We start from the raw sequence: 16035 nt of genomic DNA, 5'->3' as shown, positions 1-16035 counted from the left end.
AGACGGTGCTTGCGGCGCCTCGTTCCCACCACCATATTCGCCAGATGCTGAAGCTCTCGCCGCTCATCTTGGCCCTGCTCTACGGGTTCGCCGTCTACCAGGTTTCGGTCTGGCGCACCCGCCGTGCGCTCGACAGCCAATCGACCGAGCTGGCCGAACCTCGGCTGCGCGCGGCATGCGAGAAGCTGGCCCGCGCGCTCGAGCTGCCCCGGATCAAGGTGCATGTCTACGAGATCGCGCCGGTCAACGGGCTGGCCGCGCCGGACGGGCGGATTTTCCTGACCCGCGGCTTTCTGCAGAAATTCACCGCGGGCGAGGTCACCGCCGAGGAGATCGCCTCGGTCATCGCGCATGAGTTGGGCCACGTGGCGCTGGGTCACTCGCGTCGTCGCATGGTCGATTTCTCGGCGCAGAACGCGCTGCGCACCGCGCTTGCGGCGCTCCTGTCGCGCATCATTCCCGGTATCGGCGGCCTGATCGCCAGCGGTCTGGCGCGGCTCGTGGCGGCGCGGATCAGCCGGGTCGACGAATACGAAGCCGATGCCTACGCCTCGGCGCTGATGATCAAGGCGGGCTTCGGCACCGGGCCGCAGAAATCGTTGCTGTCCAAGCTCGACAGGCTGGCGGGCGCCGGCGGCGCCACCCCGGCCTGGCTGATGAGCCACCCCAAGACCGAGGCGCGGCTGAAGGCGATCGAGACCAACGAGGCGAAGTGGCTCGGCGCTTAGCCCGCCGCCTCGACAGACTTGCCGAACCGGTTCAGCCGTGCCTTCTTCAACAGGCGGCGCGGCCTCCATTCCTCGCCCGAGAGGCGGCTCGCCTCGGACACCACGCCGGCCACCACCTCGCCCACCGGGCCCGGGTTCGCCTCGAACAGCCCCAGCAGGAAATTGTCCGGATCGGCGCGCGACAGCCCTTCCTCGGCGAGGACGTCGCGCGGGAAATCCTTGGCGTTCATGGTGACGATCACGTCGCAATGCCCTGCGACCGCGCTGGCCAGCACGTGGACGTCGTCCGGGTCGGGCAGCCAGAGCCGGCGCTCCAGATCCGGTGCCACGGCGACCTCGGCGCGCGGGAACCGCGCGCCCAGCAGCGCGATCTCGCCGCGCGCGATCGCCTCGCCCCCCGGCCCCAGCCGCGCCGCCGCCCGCGCCCATTCCTCCGAGATCCGCGCGCTCCAGCGTGGCTCGTAGAGCCCCCGCCCGGCGCAGCTGAGCAGCAGTTCGCGCATCACCGTGGGATACAGGACGCAGGCGTCGAGCAGGACCCTCACAGCCGGAACACGAGCGCCTTGAGATAGCCGCCCTCGGCCAGTTGCGGCAGCACCGGGTGGTCGGCTCCGGCGAAACCGGTGTAGCAGATCGCGCCCTTCCGGCCCGCCTTGCCGATGCCGCGCGCCGAGGCGGCGCGGAACTTCGACAGGTCGGCCGCGTGGGAACACGAGCACAGCACGAGGTAGCCGCCCTCCTCGACCAGCGGCGCCGCGAGCCGGGCGATCCGCTCATAGGCCCGAAGCCCCGGCTCCAAGGCCTGCTTCGACGGCGCGAAGGCGGGCGGGTCGCAGACCACCACCTCGAAGCGGCGGCCCTCCTTGTCCAGCGCCGCCAGCGTGTCGAAGGCGTCGCCCTGCCGGGTCTCGAACCGCTCGGCCACGCCCGAGGCCTCCGCCCCCTTGCGTGCCAGATCCAGCGCCGGGGCCGAGCCGTCCACGGCCAGCGCCGAGGCCGCGCCCTGCGCCAGCGCCGCGAGGCCGAAGCCGCCGACATGGCTGAACACGTCGAGCACGCGCGCATCCTTGGACAGCCCGGCGGTGAAGGCGTGGTTCGGGCGCTGGTCGTAGAACAGCCCGGTCTTCTGGCCGCCCATCAGGTCCGCCATGTAGGTGGCGCCGTTCATCGGCACCTCGACCGGCCCCTCGGGCGCCTCGCCGCGCAGCATCCGCAGCTCCTCGCCCAGACCCTCGAGCCCGCGCGCCCGGCCCGAACCGTTGAGCACGACGCGGCGGATGCCGGTCGCGGCCAGAAGCGCGTCGGCGATGGTCTCGGCCCCGGTATCGGCCCAGGCGGCGTTGGGCTGCAGCACCGCGATGTCGCCGAAGCGGTCGATCACCACGCCCGGCAGCCCGTCGGCCTCGGCATGGACCAGCCGGTAGAAGGGCTGATCGAACAGCGCCTCGCGGTGGCGCAATGCGCGCACCAGCTTGGCGGCGATCCAGTCACCGTCGATCACCGCCTCCGGGTCGCGGTCCAGCACGCGGGCCGCGATCTTGGAGCCGGGATTGACCGTGACCACGGCCATCGGCCGGCGCTCGGTATCCTCGAGGATCGCCAGCGCGCCGGGGGCGAGCGCCTTGGTGCGGCGGTCGAGAACCATCTCGTTGGCGAAGACCCAAGGAAAGCCGTGGCGGATCGCGCGGGCATCGGCCTTGGGCATCAGCCGGACGGTGGGATAGGGCGGGAGGTGCGGAAAGGGTGTCATGCGCTCTCCTACCCCGAGCGCCGGTCCACGAAAAGCCGCACCGCACGAAACCGGGCCGCCCATGGGCGGGTTTTTCCTTCAGGCGCCGCCGGTCCCGCCGGACCAGACCAGCGGGACAGGTTGTTAGCGCTAACGATCCGTGCTAACTGCGCGGCAACCCGATTACCGACAGGAGCTGCCAGATGGCCCTCAACCGCACGCTCGAAGCCGTCACCGACCGCATCCGTGCCCGCAGCGAAGGCCCGCGCCGGACCTATCTCGACACCATGGCCGCCGCCGCCGCCGAAGGCCCGCGCCGCGCGCATCTGACCTGCGGCAACCAGGCCCATGCCTATGCCGCCACCGGCCCCGACAAGGACGCGCTGGCCGAGGGACGGGTACCCAATATCGGCATCATCACCGCCTATAACGACATGCTCTCGGCGCATCAGCCCTTCGAGACCTACCCGGCGCTGATCCGCGAGGCGGCGCGCAAGGCCGGCGCCACGGCGCAGGTCGCGGGCGGTGTGCCGGCGATGTGCGACGGCGTGACCCAGGGCCAGACCGGGATGGAGCTGTCGCTGTTCTCGCGGGACGTGATCGCGCTCGCCGCGGCGGTGGGCATGTCGCACAACGTGTTCGACAGCTCGGTCTATCTGGGCGTCTGCGACAAGATCGTGCCGGGCCTCGTGATGGCCGCCGCGACCTTCGGCTATATCCCGGCGGTGTTCCTGCCCGCCGGCCCGATGACCTCGGGCCTGCCCAATGACGAGAAGGCCCGGGTGCGCCAGCAATTCGCCTCCGGCGAGGTCGGCCGCGACGCGCTGATGGCGGCCGAGATGGCGTCGTATCACGGGCCGGGCACCTGCACCTTCTACGGCACCGCCAACTCGAACCAGATGCTGATGGAGTTCATGGGGCTGCACCTGCCCGGCGCCAGCTTCGTCAACCCGAACACGCCGCTGCGCGACGCGCTGACCGTCGCCGGCACCGAGCGGGCGGCGCAGATCACCGCGCTCGGCAACGAGTTCACGCCGGTCTCGGACGTGCTCGACGAGCGCGCCTTCGTGAACGGCATTGTCGGGCTGATGGCGACGGGCGGCTCGACCAACCTCGTGCTGCACCTGCCCGCCATGGCCAAGGCGGCGGGCGTGATCCTCGATCTCGAGGATTTCGCCGAGCTTTCGGCGATCACCCCGCTGATGGCCAAGGTCTATCCCAACGGGCTCGCGGACGTGAACCATTTCCACGCTGCCGGCGGGCTTGGCTACATGATCGGCGAGCTCTTGAACGCCGGGCTGCTGCATCCCGACACCCGCACCGTCGCGGGCGAAGGGCTCGAACTCTACACGCAGGAGCCGAAGCTGCAGGAGGGCCGCGTCGCCTATGCGCCGGGCACCCGCGAGACGCTCAACGACAAGATCCTGCGCCCGGTCTCTGACCCGTTCCAGAAGACCGGCGGGCTGCGCCAGCTAACCGGCAATATCGGCCGCGCCGTGATCAAGACCTCGGCCGTGTCGCCGGAGCGCCACGTGATCGAGGCCCGCGCCCGCGTCTTCCACGATCAGGCCGCGGTCAAGGAGGCGTTCCGCAACGACGAGTTCAAGGAGGACACGATCGTCGTGGTCCGCTACCAGGGCCCGAAATCGAACGGCATGCCCGAGCTGCACAACCTGACCCCCACCCTCGCGGTGCTGCAGGATCGCGGGCTCAAGGTGGCGCTGGTCACCGATGGCCGGATGTCGGGTGCGAGCGGCAAGGTGCCGGCGGCGATCCACGTCACGCCGGAGGCTGCCGATGGCGGCGCCATCGCGCTGATCCGCGACGGCGACATGGTCCGGCTCGACGCGCCGGCGGGCACGCTCGAAGTGCTCGACAGCCTCGATGGGCGCGAGCCTGCCCCGGCCGATCTGGCCGGCAATGGCAACGGCGTCGGCCGCGAGCTGTTCGAGACCTTCCGCAAGAACGTGGGCGGCGCGGCTTACGGCGCCGCGGTGGTGGTCTGATCAATCGGTGGTCGCATGGAACTGGCCCGTCAGGACATGCGGCTGATCGGTGAAGGGCGCGGTGAGGATCGTGCCCGACACCGGCCCCGCCAGCGCCCGGCCGCGCGCACCGCGCAGCGGGCTCTCGAGGCCGATGTCGAGGCGGCGCGCCGCGCCCGCGAGCGGCAGCTCCGCGCCGAACCCCGCCACGACCGCCCCGCCCTGCCGATCCAGCACCAGGCGGCCGCCGCCCGGCACCATCTCCAGCGCGTCGATCCGCAGGTCCTCTCCGAGGAAACTGCCGGTGATGTCGTGCAATTCCCCACGGATCGGCAACGTCGCGGGCGCATCGGCAAAGTCGAGCGCGATCGTCACGCCGCCCTCGATCCGTCCGCTGGGCATGACGTCGCCCTGCCGGATATCGGCGACGAAGCCGCCATCGTAGCGCGCGCTGCCGCTCTGCGGCAGGTCGGTGGCGGGGGGCAGCGCCGACAGGCGGCCGAAGGCCGTGCGATCGAACTGCGACGACGGCAGGTGTGCCTCGGACCCGCCGCCGCCGCATCCGGCAAGAGTGATGGCGCTCGTGAGGGCACCCGCAAGACCCCTCAAACCGCCGCGCGCCATTGCCTTCCTCCTCCAGCCACCCCAGTCTGCCGCCAAAGGGTTAACCACACGTTAACGGCGAACAGATTCATTCGAATTCATCCTAAAAGCGATAGGACCGCATCATGACTCCCGAACATGCCTCCGAACTGACCGCCAAGGTCTGCGCCCTCGCCCCGGTGATCCCGGTGCTGGTGGTCGAGGATGCCGGCCGCGCCGCCGATCTCGCCCGGGCGCTGGTCGAGGGCGGGCTGCCCGCGCTCGAGGTGACGCTGCGCACCCCCTCGGCGCTCGACGTGATCCGCGAGATGGCCTCGGTCGAGGGCGGCGTCGTCGGCGCCGGCACGCTGCTGTCGCCGAAGGATGTCGAGGCGGCCAAGGACGCCGGCGCCACCTTCGGCGTCTGCCCCGGCGCCACCGATCGCATCCTCGACGCCTGCGAGGCCAACGACCTGCCGCTGCTGCCCGCTGCCGCCACGGCGTCCGAGGTGCTGCGCCTGCTCGATCGCGGCTACAGCGTGCAGAAGTTCTTCCCGGCCGAGGTCAATGGCGGCGTGCCCGCGCTCAAGGCGATCGGCGCGCCGATCCCGCAGGTCAAGTTCTGCCCCACCGGCGGCGTCAGCCTGAAGAACGCGCCCGAATACCTCGCGCTGCCCAACACGCTCTGCGTCGGCGGCAGCTGGGTCGCGCCCAAGGACATGGTCAATTCCGGCGACTGGGCCGGGATCACCCGGCTCGCCGCCCAAGCGGCGCAACTCGCCCGCTGAGACGCCCGACGCGCGGCGGCTCTCAGCCCGCCGCGCGGCCCGCGCGCCCGCCGCGCCTGCGCGGTTCGGGCGAAACGTCGAGCCCTTCGGTCAGCACCCGGGTCATCGGGTGCCCCTCGGGCGCGGTGGCGTGGCGCTCCAGCAGCCGCCGGATCGCCATGCCGCTCTCCTGCCCCTCGGGCAGCGACAGCGCCCAGTCGAGAAAGATCGAGCGGCATTCCTCGATGCTGATGCCCTCGATCCTGTAGGCCTCGCGCACCAGCCCCTTGGGGTCGATCCCGTCCGTCATCGCGCCTCTCCCGGCTCCACGCCCTTCAGGGCTTCCGAGATCACCCCCTCTGCCCGCGCGGCGGCCGCGTCAAGGGCGCGCTTGAGATCGGCCAGATCCTCGCAGCCGCTTTCGCGCAGCAACAGCCGCGCGCCGCCCTCGGCCGGTGCCTCGGGCAGCGTGCCGCCGCCGGTGAGCAGCCGTGCCACGCATTGCACCCGCCGCAGCAGCCCGGCGGTCTCGCGCAGCACCGCCTCGGCCTCCTCGTCGATCAGCCCGGCCTCGCGCCCGGCGGCGATCTGCGCCTGCACCTCGCGCGCGGGCGAGCCGGCGCGCAGCGCGAGGCTCTGGGCGAACAGTTCGACATCCTGCAGCCGCCCCGCCCCGTCGCGCAGGTTCCAGCCGCCGCTGGCGGGCCGCGCCTCTGCCAGCCGCGCCCGCATCGCCGCGAGATCGGCGAGCACGGTCTCGCCCGCGGCCTTGGCCGCGATCAGCTCGCGCCGGAACGCCTCGATCTCCGCGCCGAGACAGGGCTCCCCCGCCACCGGGCGCGCCCGGGTCAGCGCCAGATGCTCCCAGGTCCAGGCCTCGTCCTGCTGGTAGGATTTGAAGGCCGGCAGCGCCGTCGCCACCGGGCCCTGCCGCCCCGAGGGGCGCAGCCGCATGTCAACCTCGTAGAGCTTGCCGTCGGGCATCGGCGCGGTGAGCGCGGTGATCAGCCCCTGGGTGAAACGCGCATACCATGTCCGCGCCGCGAGCGGGCGCGGGCCGTCCGAGGACTCGACCCCCTGAGCGTCGTAGATCACGATCAGGTCGAGATCCGATGACGATCCCAGCCGCCCTGCGCCGAGCGAGCCCATCGCCAGCACCGAGAGGCCGCGCCCGGGCGGCGGGCCGTGGCGGCGCGAGATCTCGTCGATCACCACGGGCACCAGCGCCGCGACCACCGCCTCGGCCAGCTCGGCATATTCGCGCCCCGCCCGCTCCGCGTCGATCAGCCCGCGCAGATGGTGCACGCCGATCCGGAAATGGATCTCCTTGGCCCAGATCCGCGCCGCGCCCAGCCGCGCCTCGTGGTCGGGCTGGCGCGCCAGCCGGTCGGCCAGCTCCGAGCGCAGCGCCTCGGTGCCGGGCCAATCGGCGAAGAACCCGCCGCCGATCACCGCGTCGAGCACGCCCGAATTGCGCGACAGGTACTGCGCCAGCCCCGGCGCGGTGGCGCAGATGTCCACCAGAAGCCGGGTCAGCTGCGGGTTGGCCTCGAACAGCGAGAACAGCTGCACGCCGGCGGGCAGCCCCGCCAGAAACGCGTCGAACTGCGCCAGCGCCTCCTCGGGACGGGCGGCCTCCGACAGCGTCTTGAGGATCTCGGGACGCAGCCGGTCGAAGATCTCGACCGCCCGGTCCGAGCGCAGCGCCGGGTAGCCGGGCCAGCGCGCCGTCACCTCCTGCCCGAAATCGGGCACCTCCGAGCTGGCATGACCGGGGGCGAAGAAATCCTCGGTCAGCGCGTGGACCTGCTCCAGCCGCTCGGTCAGGTCGGATTGCAGATCGTCGAGGTCGCGGTCCATGAAGGCCGCGAGCCGCGCGAAGCCCTCCTCCGAGGCGGGCAGCATGTGGGTCTGCTGGTCGCCCACCATCTGCACCCGATGCTCGATCTCGCGGTGAAAGCGGTAATGACGGGTCAGGGCCTCGGCCGTGTCGCGCTCGATCCAGCCCGCCGCGGCCAGCCGGTCGAGCCCCTCGACGGTGCCGCGCACCCGCAGGCTCGGATCGCGCCCGCCAGAGATCAGCTGCCGCGTCTGGGTGAAGAACTCGATCTCGCGAATGCCGCCGCGCCCGAGCTTCATGTCGTGGCCCGGCAGGCTCAGAGCGCCGCCCAACCCCTTGTGATCGCGGATCTTCAGCCGCATGTCATGCGCGTCGCGGATCGCGTGGAAATCGAGATGCCGACGCCAGACGAAGGGGCGCAGCGTCTCGACGAAACCGGCCCCCGCCGAGAGATCGCCGGCGCAGGGCCGGGCCTTGATCCAGGCGGCGCGCTCCCAAGTCCGGCCGACGCTCTCGTAATACTGCTCGGCCGCGGCCATCGACAGGCAGACCGGCGTGACGGCCGCGTCGGGCCTGAGCCGCAGGTCGGTGCGGAACACGTAGCCCTCACCGGTGATGTCGCCGATCAGCGCCGCGAGCTTGCGCGTCACCCGCACCAGAACGGCACGCGCCTCGTGCTGGTCGCTGCCCTCGTAGCGGGTCTCGTCGTAAAGGCAGATCAGGTCGATATCCGAGGAATAGTTCAGCTCGAGCGCGCCCATCTTGCCCATCGCGAAGAGCGCCATGCCGGCGCCGCTCTCGATATCGGCCTCGCCCATGCCGGGCAGCTTGCCGCGCGCGATCTCGGGCGCGATCAGCGCCTCGAGCCCCGCTTGCAGCGCCGCGTCGGCAAGCCGGGTCAGGCTGCCGGTCACCTCTTCGAGCGGCCAGGCACCGCCGAGATCGGCCAGCGCCGCGATTAGCGCTACGCGCCGCTTCGCCTGCCGCAGCCTCGGCCCCAGCGCCGTGGCGTCGCGGCCCCCGAGATCGGCCAGCTCGGCCGCCACCGCCGCTTCGGGATCGGCGCAGGCGGCCTCGAGCCAGCCCGCCTCGCGCGAGATCAGTCCGGCGAGATAGGGGCTGCACCCGGCGGTGCCGCCGATCAGCTCGGCCGTGGCCGGGTCGGCCCAGCCGCATTGCTGCCGGGCCTCGGCGGCCATGTCGGAATCGAAGGGGCGCGGGGCGCGGCGCAGGCGCGAGGCGAGATCGGTCATGACCGGACCGTGGCGCGCCGCGCGGGGGCCGTCAATCGGCCAGCCGCGCCGGGCCCGCGCGAAAAATGTTAATCTTGTTCACATCACCCCTTGAAGTGGCGCTTCGCCCCGCCCATCTGCGGTAATGTGAAGCACATTCACATTCCACCGGCCCGGCAGACGGGCCCCTTCCACGAAGGAGTTCCTCGATGTCCACGACCGACATGCCCCTGTCACGCCACGTCGGGCGCCCCGGGTTCAAGGACTGGCTCGTCCGCGCCGAGAACTGGCTCGACGCCCGTGGCAAGCCCGCCTGGATCGCCGCCATGGTGCTTGGCTTCATCGCCTTCTGGCCCCTGGGCCTCGCCATCCTCGCCTACATGATCTGGAGCAAACGCATGTTCAGCAAAACCTGCCGCAGCCGCGGTGCCCGCGTCTCGCCCTTCACCGCCATGCGTTCCTCGGGCAACACCGCCTTCGACGCCTACAAGGCCGAGACGCTGCGCCGGCTCGAAGAGGAGCAGCGCGCCTTCGAGAGCTTCCTCGAGCGGCTGCGCGAGGCCAAGGACAAGGCCGAGTTCGACCAGTTCATGGAAGACCGCGCCGCCAAGGCCCGCGCCGCCCGCGAGGACGACGAGAACGGCAATGGCGACAAGGACGCGGCCTGACCGCGACGCCAGCCCCGCGCGGCCCCTTCGGGGGCCGCCACCCTTGCCACCCACCCGCCCCGCATGAGAGGATCGCGACATGACCGCCACCCCGACATTCGCCGCCCGACTGCGCGGCCTGCCCGACCCCGAGACGAGCCCCGAATGCTATGACGGCGTTGCGCTCAAGCGCGGCATCGCCTGGCTCGTCGACGTTACCGTGATCGCGGTGATCTCCGCGCTTCTGGTGCCGCTCACCGCCTTTGTCGGGCTGTTCTTCTTTCCGCTGATGATGATGGTGGTGGGCTTCGTCTACCGGGTCGCCACGATCGCCTCGGGCTCGGCCACCTGGGGCATGCGGCTGATGGCGATCGAACTGCGCGACGGCGACGACCGGCCGCTCGACACCACGCAGGCCTTCCTGCACACCACCGGCTATGCCGTGTCGATGATGGTGTTCCCGCTGCAGCTGGTCTCGATGGCGATGATGCTGCTGACGCCGCATGGTCAGGGCCTGACCGACAGCGTGCTGGCCACCACGGCGCTGCGCCGCCGCCGCTGACATCACGGGGTCCGGTCGGACAACCCGGCCGGACAAGCCGTGCGGGCAACCGCGCGTCATGTCCCTTCGGGGACTTGGCAGGTGCCCGGTCGGGCGCTAGCTTTGCTCGGGACAAGGAGCCCGAGCCCTTTTTATGCGCCATTCACTGCCCTTCGCGCCGCAGTTCTACGTGACGGCCCCACAGCCCTGCCCCTATCTGGCGGACAGGATGGAGCGGAAGTTGTTCACCGCGCTGCAAGGCGAGCAGGCCGAGAAGCTCAACGACGCGCTGTCGAAGCAGGGCTTCCGGCGCAGCCAGAACGTGCTCTACCGCCCCTCCTGCGCCGAATGCACCGCCTGCCTCTCGGCCCGGATCGACGTGAACCGCTTCACCCCGTCGCGCAGCCAGAGCCGCGTGCTCAAGCGCAACCGCGACCTCGCGCGCCGCGCCACCTCGCCCTGGGCCACCGAGGAGCAATACGCGCTGTTTCGCGACTATCTCGACAGCCGCCACGCGACCGGCGGCATGGCCGACATGGACATGTTCGAATTCGCCGCGATGGTCGAGGAGACGCCGGTGCGCTCGCGGCTGGTGGAATACACCGATCCCGAGGCCGCGCATGACGCGCGCCACGGGCTGCGCGCGGTCTGCCTGACCGACATCCTCGATGACGGGCTGTCGATGGTCTATTCCTTCTTCGACCCGGCCGAGGACCGCCGCTCGCTCGGCACCCATGTGATCCTCGACCACGTGCGCATCGCCCAGGAGATGGGGCTGCCCTACGTCTATCTCGGCTACTGGGTGCCCGGCAGCCCGAAGATGGATTACAAGGCGCGCTTCGCGGCGCTGGAACTCTACCGTGGCGGCCGCTGGCAGCCGATGGGCGACCGCGACGATTATTCCGCCGAGACGCATCCGCTCTCGGTGGCGCCGATCTCCGAACAGGTGGCGCGCATCACCCTGCCCGACACTCGCCCGGTCACCAGCGGCTGAACCGCCGCGTCGCGGACGGGCCCTCAGGCCCGCTCGCCGTCGATCCTGAACCAGCGATAGCCACGGCCCGGCAGCGCGATCTCGTCGCCGGGCGCGAGCGGGTCGCCGGTCGCCTCGTCCGGCCCGCCGAGCAGCGCCACGAGATGGCTCGCCCCCTCGATCTTCGGGGCGCAGGTCACGTCCTTCTCCGACAGGTTGTGCAGCGTCAGCACCCGCGAGCCGCGCCAGGACGACACCAGCCCCAGCACCGCTTCGGGCAGGCCGTCGATGACCGCCGTGTCGCCCCAGCCGATCTCGGGACAGGCGCGACGGCAGCGCACCAGTTGCTGCACCCGGGTCAGCAGGCTGCCGGGGCGACCGCGCTGCGCCGCGACCGAGGTCTCGTGAAAGCCGAACGGCCCGTCCTCGACCAGCGGCCGCACCGGGTCGCAATCCGCGCGCGAGAAACCGGCCCGATGCTCGTCGGCCCATTGCATCGGCGTGCGCACGGCGTTGCGCTCGGACAGCGACAGGTCCTCGCCCTGCCCGATCTCGTCGCCATACCACATCACCGGCGTGCCCGGCAGCGCGAACAGGAGCGACTGCGCCAGCGCCACCCGGTCGATGTCGCCCAGCATCGGCGCGAGGCGGCGCCGCAGCCCGCGCCCGTAGAGCTGCATCTCCTCATCGGGACCGAAGGCGTCGAACACCTCCTGCCGTTCCGCCTCCGAGAGCTTGTCGAGCGACAACTCGTCGTGGTTGCGCAGGAAGGTGGCCCATTGCGCCTGATCGGGCGCCTCTCTGGGACGCGAGCCCAGCGCCTCGACGATCGGCGCCGCCTGCGACCGGGCCAGCGCCAGGAACAGCGCTTGGTTCAGCGGAAAGTCGAGGATCAGGTGCATTCGCTCGTCGGTGCCGAACTCGCGGCCGCCGAAATACTCGGGCGCCTTGTCACGGGTGATGTTGGCCTCGGCCAGCATGATCGCCCCGGCGCGCCGCCATGACAGGAAATCGCGCATCTCCGACAAGAGCAGCAGCGGATCGCGGTCCGGCTCCTCGTCGAGACCCTTGTACTCGACCAGGAACGGCACCGCGTCGATCCGGAACCCCCAGACCCCCAGCTCGAGCCAGTAGCCCATGATCTTCAGGATCTCCTCGCGCACCGCCGGGTTGGCGATGTTGAAATCGGCCTGATGCTCGTAGAAGCGGTGCAGGTACCACGCCCCGGCCTGCTCGTCCCAGCTCCAGACCGCCTCCTGCACGCCGGGAAAGATGATGCCGTCGGTGATGTCCTCGGGCTTCTCCTCGGACCAGACGAACCAGTCGCGATAGGGGCTCTCGGGGTCGGAGCGGGCCGACTGGAACCACGGGTGATCGATCGAGCAGTGATTGACCACCAGATCGACGATCACCTTGAGCCCGCGATCGGCGGCGGCGCGGGCGAAGCCCACGAAGTCGCCCGCATTGCCCGATCGCGGATCGATGCCGTAGAAATCGGTGATGTCGTAGCCGTTGTCGCGGTTCGGCGTCGGGTAGAACGGATTGAGCCAGATCGCCGTGGCGCCCAGCCCCTCGATATGATCGAGCCGGTCGGCCAGGCCCCTGAAATCGCCGATGCCGTCGCCATTGGCATCCATGAAGGTCTCGACATCGAGACAGTAGATCACGGCGTTCTTGTACCACAGGTCGATCATCGCGGCCTCCCTTTCCACGCCAGTTAGGCCGCGCGCCCGCCCCGGCGAGAGCGGCTGCGAAAAGGGCGGCCCGGATCGCTCCGGGCCGCCCCCACCTCGCCGATCGGCGGATCGATCAGCCGATCACGGCGCCGTCGATGCGGCGGATCGCGACGATCGAGGAGCGCGGCAGCGCCTCGGGGTCGGGGAAGTTCATCGGGTGCTGGATACCCACGAACATGGTCTTCCGGTCGGTGGAGAAGGTCGCGCCGGTGACCTCGGAGCCGTTCGGCCCGGTCATGAAGCGCGCGATCTCGCCCGTCTCCGGGTCGCCGCAGAGCATCTGGTTGTTGCCCATCCCGGCAAAGTCGCCCTCGTTGCTGTCGTCGCCGTCGGTCTGGATCCACAGCATGCCCTGGCTGTCGAACTTCATCCCGTCGGGGCTGTTGAACATGTTGCCGGGGGTGACGTTGTCCGAGCCCGCATAGGCGTCGTCATGCACCTCCGGGTTGCCGGCCATCACGTAGAGATCCCAGTCGAAGCCATCGGCGGCGTGATCCTCGCCGGTCGGGCGCCAGCGGACGATCTGGCCGTAATTGTTCTCGGCCCGCGGGTTCGGCCCGCCTACCGGCGTCTCGTCGCCGCCCGCATTGGGCTTCACGGCGCGGTTCTTGTTGTTGGTGAGCGCGCAGTAGGCCTCGGCCTTCGCCGGGTTCACCGCGACCCATTCGGGGCGGTCCATGGTGGTGGCGCCCACGGCCGAGGCGGCCTGACGGGTGTGGATGTGGATCATCGCCCGATCCATGCCGGTGGCCTCGGGGGTCAGCGCCAGCCATTCGCCGGTGCCGTCCTCGTGGAACCGGGCCACGTAGAGCTGGCCGTCATCGAGCAGCGTCGAGGTGTCGCCGCCCTCCTCGTAGGTGCCGTTCGAGACGTAGCGGTAGAGGAACTCGCCGCGCTCGTCATCGCCCAGATAGACCACCACGCGGTTGTCGGCGGCCAGCGTCACCTCGGCGTTCTCGTGCTTGAAGCGGCCCAGCGCGGTGCGCTTCACCGGGGTCGAGCTGGCGTCGGCGGGGTCGATCTCGACCACGTAGCCGGCGCGGTTCGGCTCGTTGGCGGTCTTCGAGATGTCGAAGCGGGCGTCGAACATCTCGTAGTCGTAGCCCGATTCCAGCTCGATGCCGTAGCGGTCGAAGCCCTCGGGGCGCTCGAACGCCGCATCGGTCGAGCCGAAGTAGCCGTTGAAGTTCTCTTCGCAGGTCAGGTAGGTGCCCCAGGGCGTGCGGCCGGCGCCGCAGTTGTTGAAAGTGCCCAGCGCCTCGGTGCCCGTGGGATCGGCCTCGGTCTTGAGCAGGTCGTGACCGGCGGCGGGGCCCGCGATGCGCATCGGCGTGTTGTGAGTGATGCGGCGGTTGTAGGGGCTGTCGATCACGATCTCCCAGCCGTTCTCGCCCTCGGCCACCTCGAACACCGCCACGCCCTGCGCGTCCTGGATCTTGCGCACGTCATCGGCGGAGACCGGCGCGCCCTCGTCGTTCTGCGGCAGGTTGATGTCGAGATTGGCGTATTCGTGGTTCACCGCGATCACCTCGCGGCCATCGATCGAGAACAGCTCCATGCCGTCGGTGTTCTCGCCGAAGGCGCGGGCCTGGCCCTCGACCGTGGTGCCGGTCTGCGGGTCGAAGGCGGGCGCGTCCGAGAACAGCGGGTCGCCCCAGCTCGCCACGGTCTTCCACTCGTAGCCCTCGGGGACGTGGATGGTGAAATCGGTCTGCGCCGCGATCGGGGTGAAGGCGAAGCGCGAGGCCCCCTGCGCCAGCGCCGTCGATCCCCTGAGCATGCCCGAGCCCATCACGGCGGCACCCGAGCCGAAGGCCACCAGACCCGACAGGAAGCCGCGACGCGACACCGCGCCCGCGACGACGCGGTCGAAATCGGTGGTCTCGGGCGTCGGCCGGCGCAGCTCATCGAGCTCGTCCCAGCTGATCTTGTTGATGTTGAAGCGCTTCATGGCATGTCCCCTTGTTGCCGGACGGCTTGTGCCGCCCTGCTAGTGCCCGGCCTTGAAGGGGATGCGACGGTTTTGTGAGAGTTTTGTATCAAGGTCGGTTTCGGCGGGAACCCGCGGGAACGGCCCCGGTGCTTTCACGTTGACGTGTCGACAGACATCATCGGAGGCCCGACATGGCGCACGCGAAGAACCCAGATGCCCATCCGGGCGACATCAACAAGCCGGGCTGGTTCGCCACCCTCAAGCGGGTCTATTCCGAGATCGGCGACGACCATGTCAGCCTGATCGCCGCCGGTTGCGCCTTCTACGGCCTGCTCGCGATCTTTCCCGGCATCGTCGCCGCCATGGCCATCGCCGGGCTGTTCTTCGAACCCTCGACCGTGGTGAACCAGCTCGAAAGCCTCTCCGGATTCCTGCCGCAGCAGGCCGCCGAGATCGTGCTGGGTCAGGCGCAGGAGGTCGCGGGCTCCGAGGAAGGCGGTCTCGGCCTCGCCGCGGTCTTCGGCATCCTCGTCGCGATCTATTCGGCCTCCAAGGGCGTGCAGTCGCTGATGGAGGGGCTCAACGTCGCCTTCGAGGCCGAGGAGAGCCGCGGGCTGGTGAAGTTCAACCTCGTGAAGCTGGCACTGACGCTGGGCATGATCCTCGGCTTCCTGCTGATCGTCGCGGTCGCCGCGCTGCTGCCCGCCGTGCTGGGCGTGCTGCCCTGGGGCGCCACGACCGAGCTGATCATCAACATCGTGCGCTGGCCCGTGCTGCTGGTCTTCGTGGCACTGGGGCTGGCCATCCTCTACCGCTACGGCCCCGACCGGGGTGAGAAGAAGTGGCGCTGGATCACGCCGGGCGCCGCGCTGGCCTGCCTGCTGTGGCTGGTGGGATCGCTGGGCTTCGCCTTCTACGTCCGCAACTTCGGCGGCTACAACGAGACGTTCGGCGCGCTGGGCGGGGTGATCGTGCTGCTGATGTGGCTCTGGCTGTCCTCCTTCATCGTGCTGATGGGCGCCGAGTTCGACAGCGAGATGGAGCGTCAGGCCAAGCACGACCCGCAGCCCGAGGACGCCAGGAACGACCCCCTCATGGAAGATGCCAAGGCCGAGGCCGGTAAACCCGCCGCGCAGAGCTGAATCCTTTGCGGATCGACCCTGAATGACCGCGAAGCGTTAAGAAAGTTTCTCACGCCGTGCGGTCCGCGACATTTTCTCCGCCGTTTGCGGTTGACCCCCGCGCCCGCCCGTGCATATCTGCGCGGGCGGAACGGAAAGGACCGGAGAAGATGGATCTCCTTCTTGTAATCGGTGAGGCAGGGCGCGTGGGCCGGTAACGG

The 16035-nt window shown here is 70.1% G+C and carries 14 protein-coding genes; 7 read left to right on the top strand and 7 right to left on the bottom strand.

The genetic code is table 11. The annotated features are described in order from the left end of the window. Positions 1-44: 44 nt before the first annotated feature. A complete protein-coding gene (locus tag O4G76_RS09945) occupies positions 45-728 on the top strand; it encodes a M48 family metallopeptidase (protein WP_269397188.1) in 684 nt (227 codons plus the stop codon). Here the strand turns inward: O4G76_RS09945 and O4G76_RS09940 are convergent. Continuing rightward, on the bottom strand, positions 725-1273 hold the full coding sequence (locus O4G76_RS09940) for an RSP_2648 family PIN domain-containing protein (protein WP_269397187.1): 549 nt from the start codon (positions 1271-1273) through the stop codon (positions 725-727). The genes O4G76_RS09945 and O4G76_RS09940 overlap by 4 nt on opposite strands. Then, positions 1270-2478, bottom strand: coding sequence for an RSP_2647 family RNA methyltransferase (locus tag O4G76_RS09935; RefSeq protein WP_269397186.1), 1209 nt, complete (start codon positions 2476-2478; stop codon positions 1270-1272). Before O4G76_RS09935 ends, O4G76_RS09940 begins: the two co-directional genes overlap by 4 nt. A 182-nt stretch (positions 2479-2660) precedes the next feature. Here O4G76_RS09935 and edd point away from each other — a divergent pair, with 182 nt between their 5' ends. Continuing rightward, positions 2661-4463 carry a phosphogluconate dehydratase gene (edd, locus tag O4G76_RS09930; protein ID WP_269397185.1) on the top strand — a complete coding sequence of 601 codons (1803 nt, stop codon included), beginning with the start codon at positions 2661-2663 and terminating at the stop codon, positions 4461-4463. On the opposite strand, the gene O4G76_RS09925 is transcribed toward edd, so the two are convergent. Beyond that, a complete protein-coding gene (locus tag O4G76_RS09925) occupies positions 4464-5066 on the bottom strand; it encodes a hypothetical protein (RefSeq protein WP_269397184.1) in 603 nt (200 codons plus the stop codon). Between the two features lie 104 nt (positions 5067-5170). On the opposite strand from O4G76_RS09925, the gene eda reads away from it, so the two are divergent. Further along, positions 5171-5812: a bifunctional 4-hydroxy-2-oxoglutarate aldolase/2-dehydro-3-deoxy-phosphogluconate aldolase gene (eda, locus tag O4G76_RS09920; protein WP_269397183.1), complete on the top strand. Its 642-nt coding sequence runs from the start codon at positions 5171-5173 to the stop codon at positions 5810-5812. Between the two features lie 22 nt (positions 5813-5834). Here the strand turns inward: eda and O4G76_RS09915 are convergent, their stop codons facing one another. Beyond that, a complete protein-coding gene (locus tag O4G76_RS09915) occupies positions 5835-6101 on the bottom strand; it encodes a hypothetical protein (RefSeq protein WP_269397182.1) in 267 nt (88 codons plus the stop codon). Then, positions 6098-8884: a glutamine-synthetase adenylyltransferase gene (locus tag O4G76_RS09910; RefSeq protein ID WP_269397181.1), complete on the bottom strand. Its 2787-nt coding sequence runs from the start codon at positions 8882-8884 to the stop codon at positions 6098-6100. The genes O4G76_RS09915 and O4G76_RS09910 overlap by 4 nt, the downstream gene beginning before the upstream one ends. A gap of 188 nt (positions 8885-9072) precedes the next feature. Between O4G76_RS09910 and O4G76_RS09905 the strand changes: the two genes are divergently transcribed. The 3 genes from O4G76_RS09905 to O4G76_RS09895 all read left to right on the top strand — a co-directional run bounded on the left by O4G76_RS09905 (position 9073) and on the right by O4G76_RS09895 (position 11045). Further along, positions 9073-9531: a DUF2852 domain-containing protein gene (locus tag O4G76_RS09905; protein WP_373568028.1), complete on the top strand. Its 459-nt coding sequence runs from the start codon at positions 9073-9075 to the stop codon at positions 9529-9531. Between the two features lie 79 nt (positions 9532-9610). Then, entirely contained in the window at positions 9611-10072 is a 462-nt protein-coding gene (locus O4G76_RS09900; protein WP_269397180.1) for an RDD family protein, read from the top strand. A gap of 133 nt (positions 10073-10205) precedes the next feature. Further along, complete coding sequence (locus O4G76_RS09895; RefSeq protein WP_269397179.1) at positions 10206-11045, top strand: arginyltransferase; 840 nt, start codon at positions 10206-10208, stop codon at positions 11043-11045. A gap of 23 nt (positions 11046-11068) precedes the next feature. Here the strand turns inward: O4G76_RS09895 and O4G76_RS09890 are convergent, their stop codons facing one another. Beyond that, positions 11069-12718, bottom strand: a complete 1650-nt coding sequence (locus O4G76_RS09890; protein ID WP_269397178.1) for an alpha-amylase family protein — start codon at positions 12716-12718, stop codon at positions 11069-11071. A gap of 115 nt (positions 12719-12833) precedes the next feature. Then, a complete protein-coding gene (locus tag O4G76_RS09885) occupies positions 12834-14711 on the bottom strand; it encodes a PhoX family phosphatase (protein WP_269397177.1) in 1878 nt (625 codons plus the stop codon). A gap of 173 nt (positions 14712-14884) precedes the next feature. On the opposite strand from O4G76_RS09885, the gene O4G76_RS09880 reads away from it, so the two are divergent. Further along, positions 14885-15835 carry a YihY/virulence factor BrkB family protein gene (locus O4G76_RS09880; protein ID WP_269397176.1) on the top strand — a complete coding sequence of 317 codons (951 nt, stop codon included), beginning with the start codon at positions 14885-14887 and terminating at the stop codon, positions 15833-15835. The last annotated feature ends 200 nt before the right edge of the window (positions 15836-16035 follow it).

Origin of the sequence: Limimaricola sp. G21655-S1 (assembly GCF_027213785.1) — a bacterium.
GTDB lineage: Bacteria > Pseudomonadota > Alphaproteobacteria > Rhodobacterales > Rhodobacteraceae > Limimaricola.
Note: the sequence above shows the minus strand (reverse complement) of the source record. Positions and strands in the feature narration are given on the sequence as shown.

What these genes read in the sequence shown, in the direction of transcription:
- O4G76_RS09945 (WP_269397188.1), top strand. Translation starts at nt 45, where the DNA reads ATGCTGAAGCTCTCGCCGCTCATCTTGGCCCTGCTCTACGGGTTCGCC.
- O4G76_RS09935 (WP_269397186.1), bottom strand. Translation starts at nt 2,478, where the DNA reads ATGACACCCTTTCCGCACCTCCCGCCCTATCCCACCGTCCGGCTGATG.
- edd (WP_269397185.1), top strand. Translation starts at nt 2,661, where the DNA reads ATGGCCCTCAACCGCACGCTCGAAGCCGTCACCGACCGCATCCGTGCC.
- O4G76_RS09925 (WP_269397184.1), bottom strand. Translation starts at nt 5,066, where the DNA reads ATGGCGCGCGGCGGTTTGAGGGGTCTTGCGGGTGCCCTCACGAGCGCC.
- eda (WP_269397183.1), top strand. Translation starts at nt 5,171, where the DNA reads ATGACTCCCGAACATGCCTCCGAACTGACCGCCAAGGTCTGCGCCCTC.
- O4G76_RS09915 (WP_269397182.1), bottom strand. Translation starts at nt 6,101, where the DNA reads ATGACGGACGGGATCGACCCCAAGGGGCTGGTGCGCGAGGCCTACAGG.
- O4G76_RS09910 (WP_269397181.1), bottom strand. Translation starts at nt 8,884, where the DNA reads ATGACCGATCTCGCCTCGCGCCTGCGCCGCGCCCCGCGCCCCTTCGAT.
- O4G76_RS09905 (WP_373568028.1), top strand. Translation starts at nt 9,073, where the DNA reads ATGTCCACGACCGACATGCCCCTGTCACGCCACGTCGGGCGCCCCGGG.
- O4G76_RS09900 (WP_269397180.1), top strand. Translation starts at nt 9,611, where the DNA reads ATGACCGCCACCCCGACATTCGCCGCCCGACTGCGCGGCCTGCCCGAC.
- O4G76_RS09895 (WP_269397179.1), top strand. Translation starts at nt 10,206, where the DNA reads ATGCGCCATTCACTGCCCTTCGCGCCGCAGTTCTACGTGACGGCCCCA.
- O4G76_RS09890 (WP_269397178.1), bottom strand. Translation starts at nt 12,718, where the DNA reads ATGATCGACCTGTGGTACAAGAACGCCGTGATCTACTGTCTCGATGTC.
- O4G76_RS09885 (WP_269397177.1), bottom strand. Translation starts at nt 14,711, where the DNA reads ATGAAGCGCTTCAACATCAACAAGATCAGCTGGGACGAGCTCGATGAG.
- O4G76_RS09880 (WP_269397176.1), top strand. Translation starts at nt 14,885, where the DNA reads ATGGCGCACGCGAAGAACCCAGATGCCCATCCGGGCGACATCAACAAG.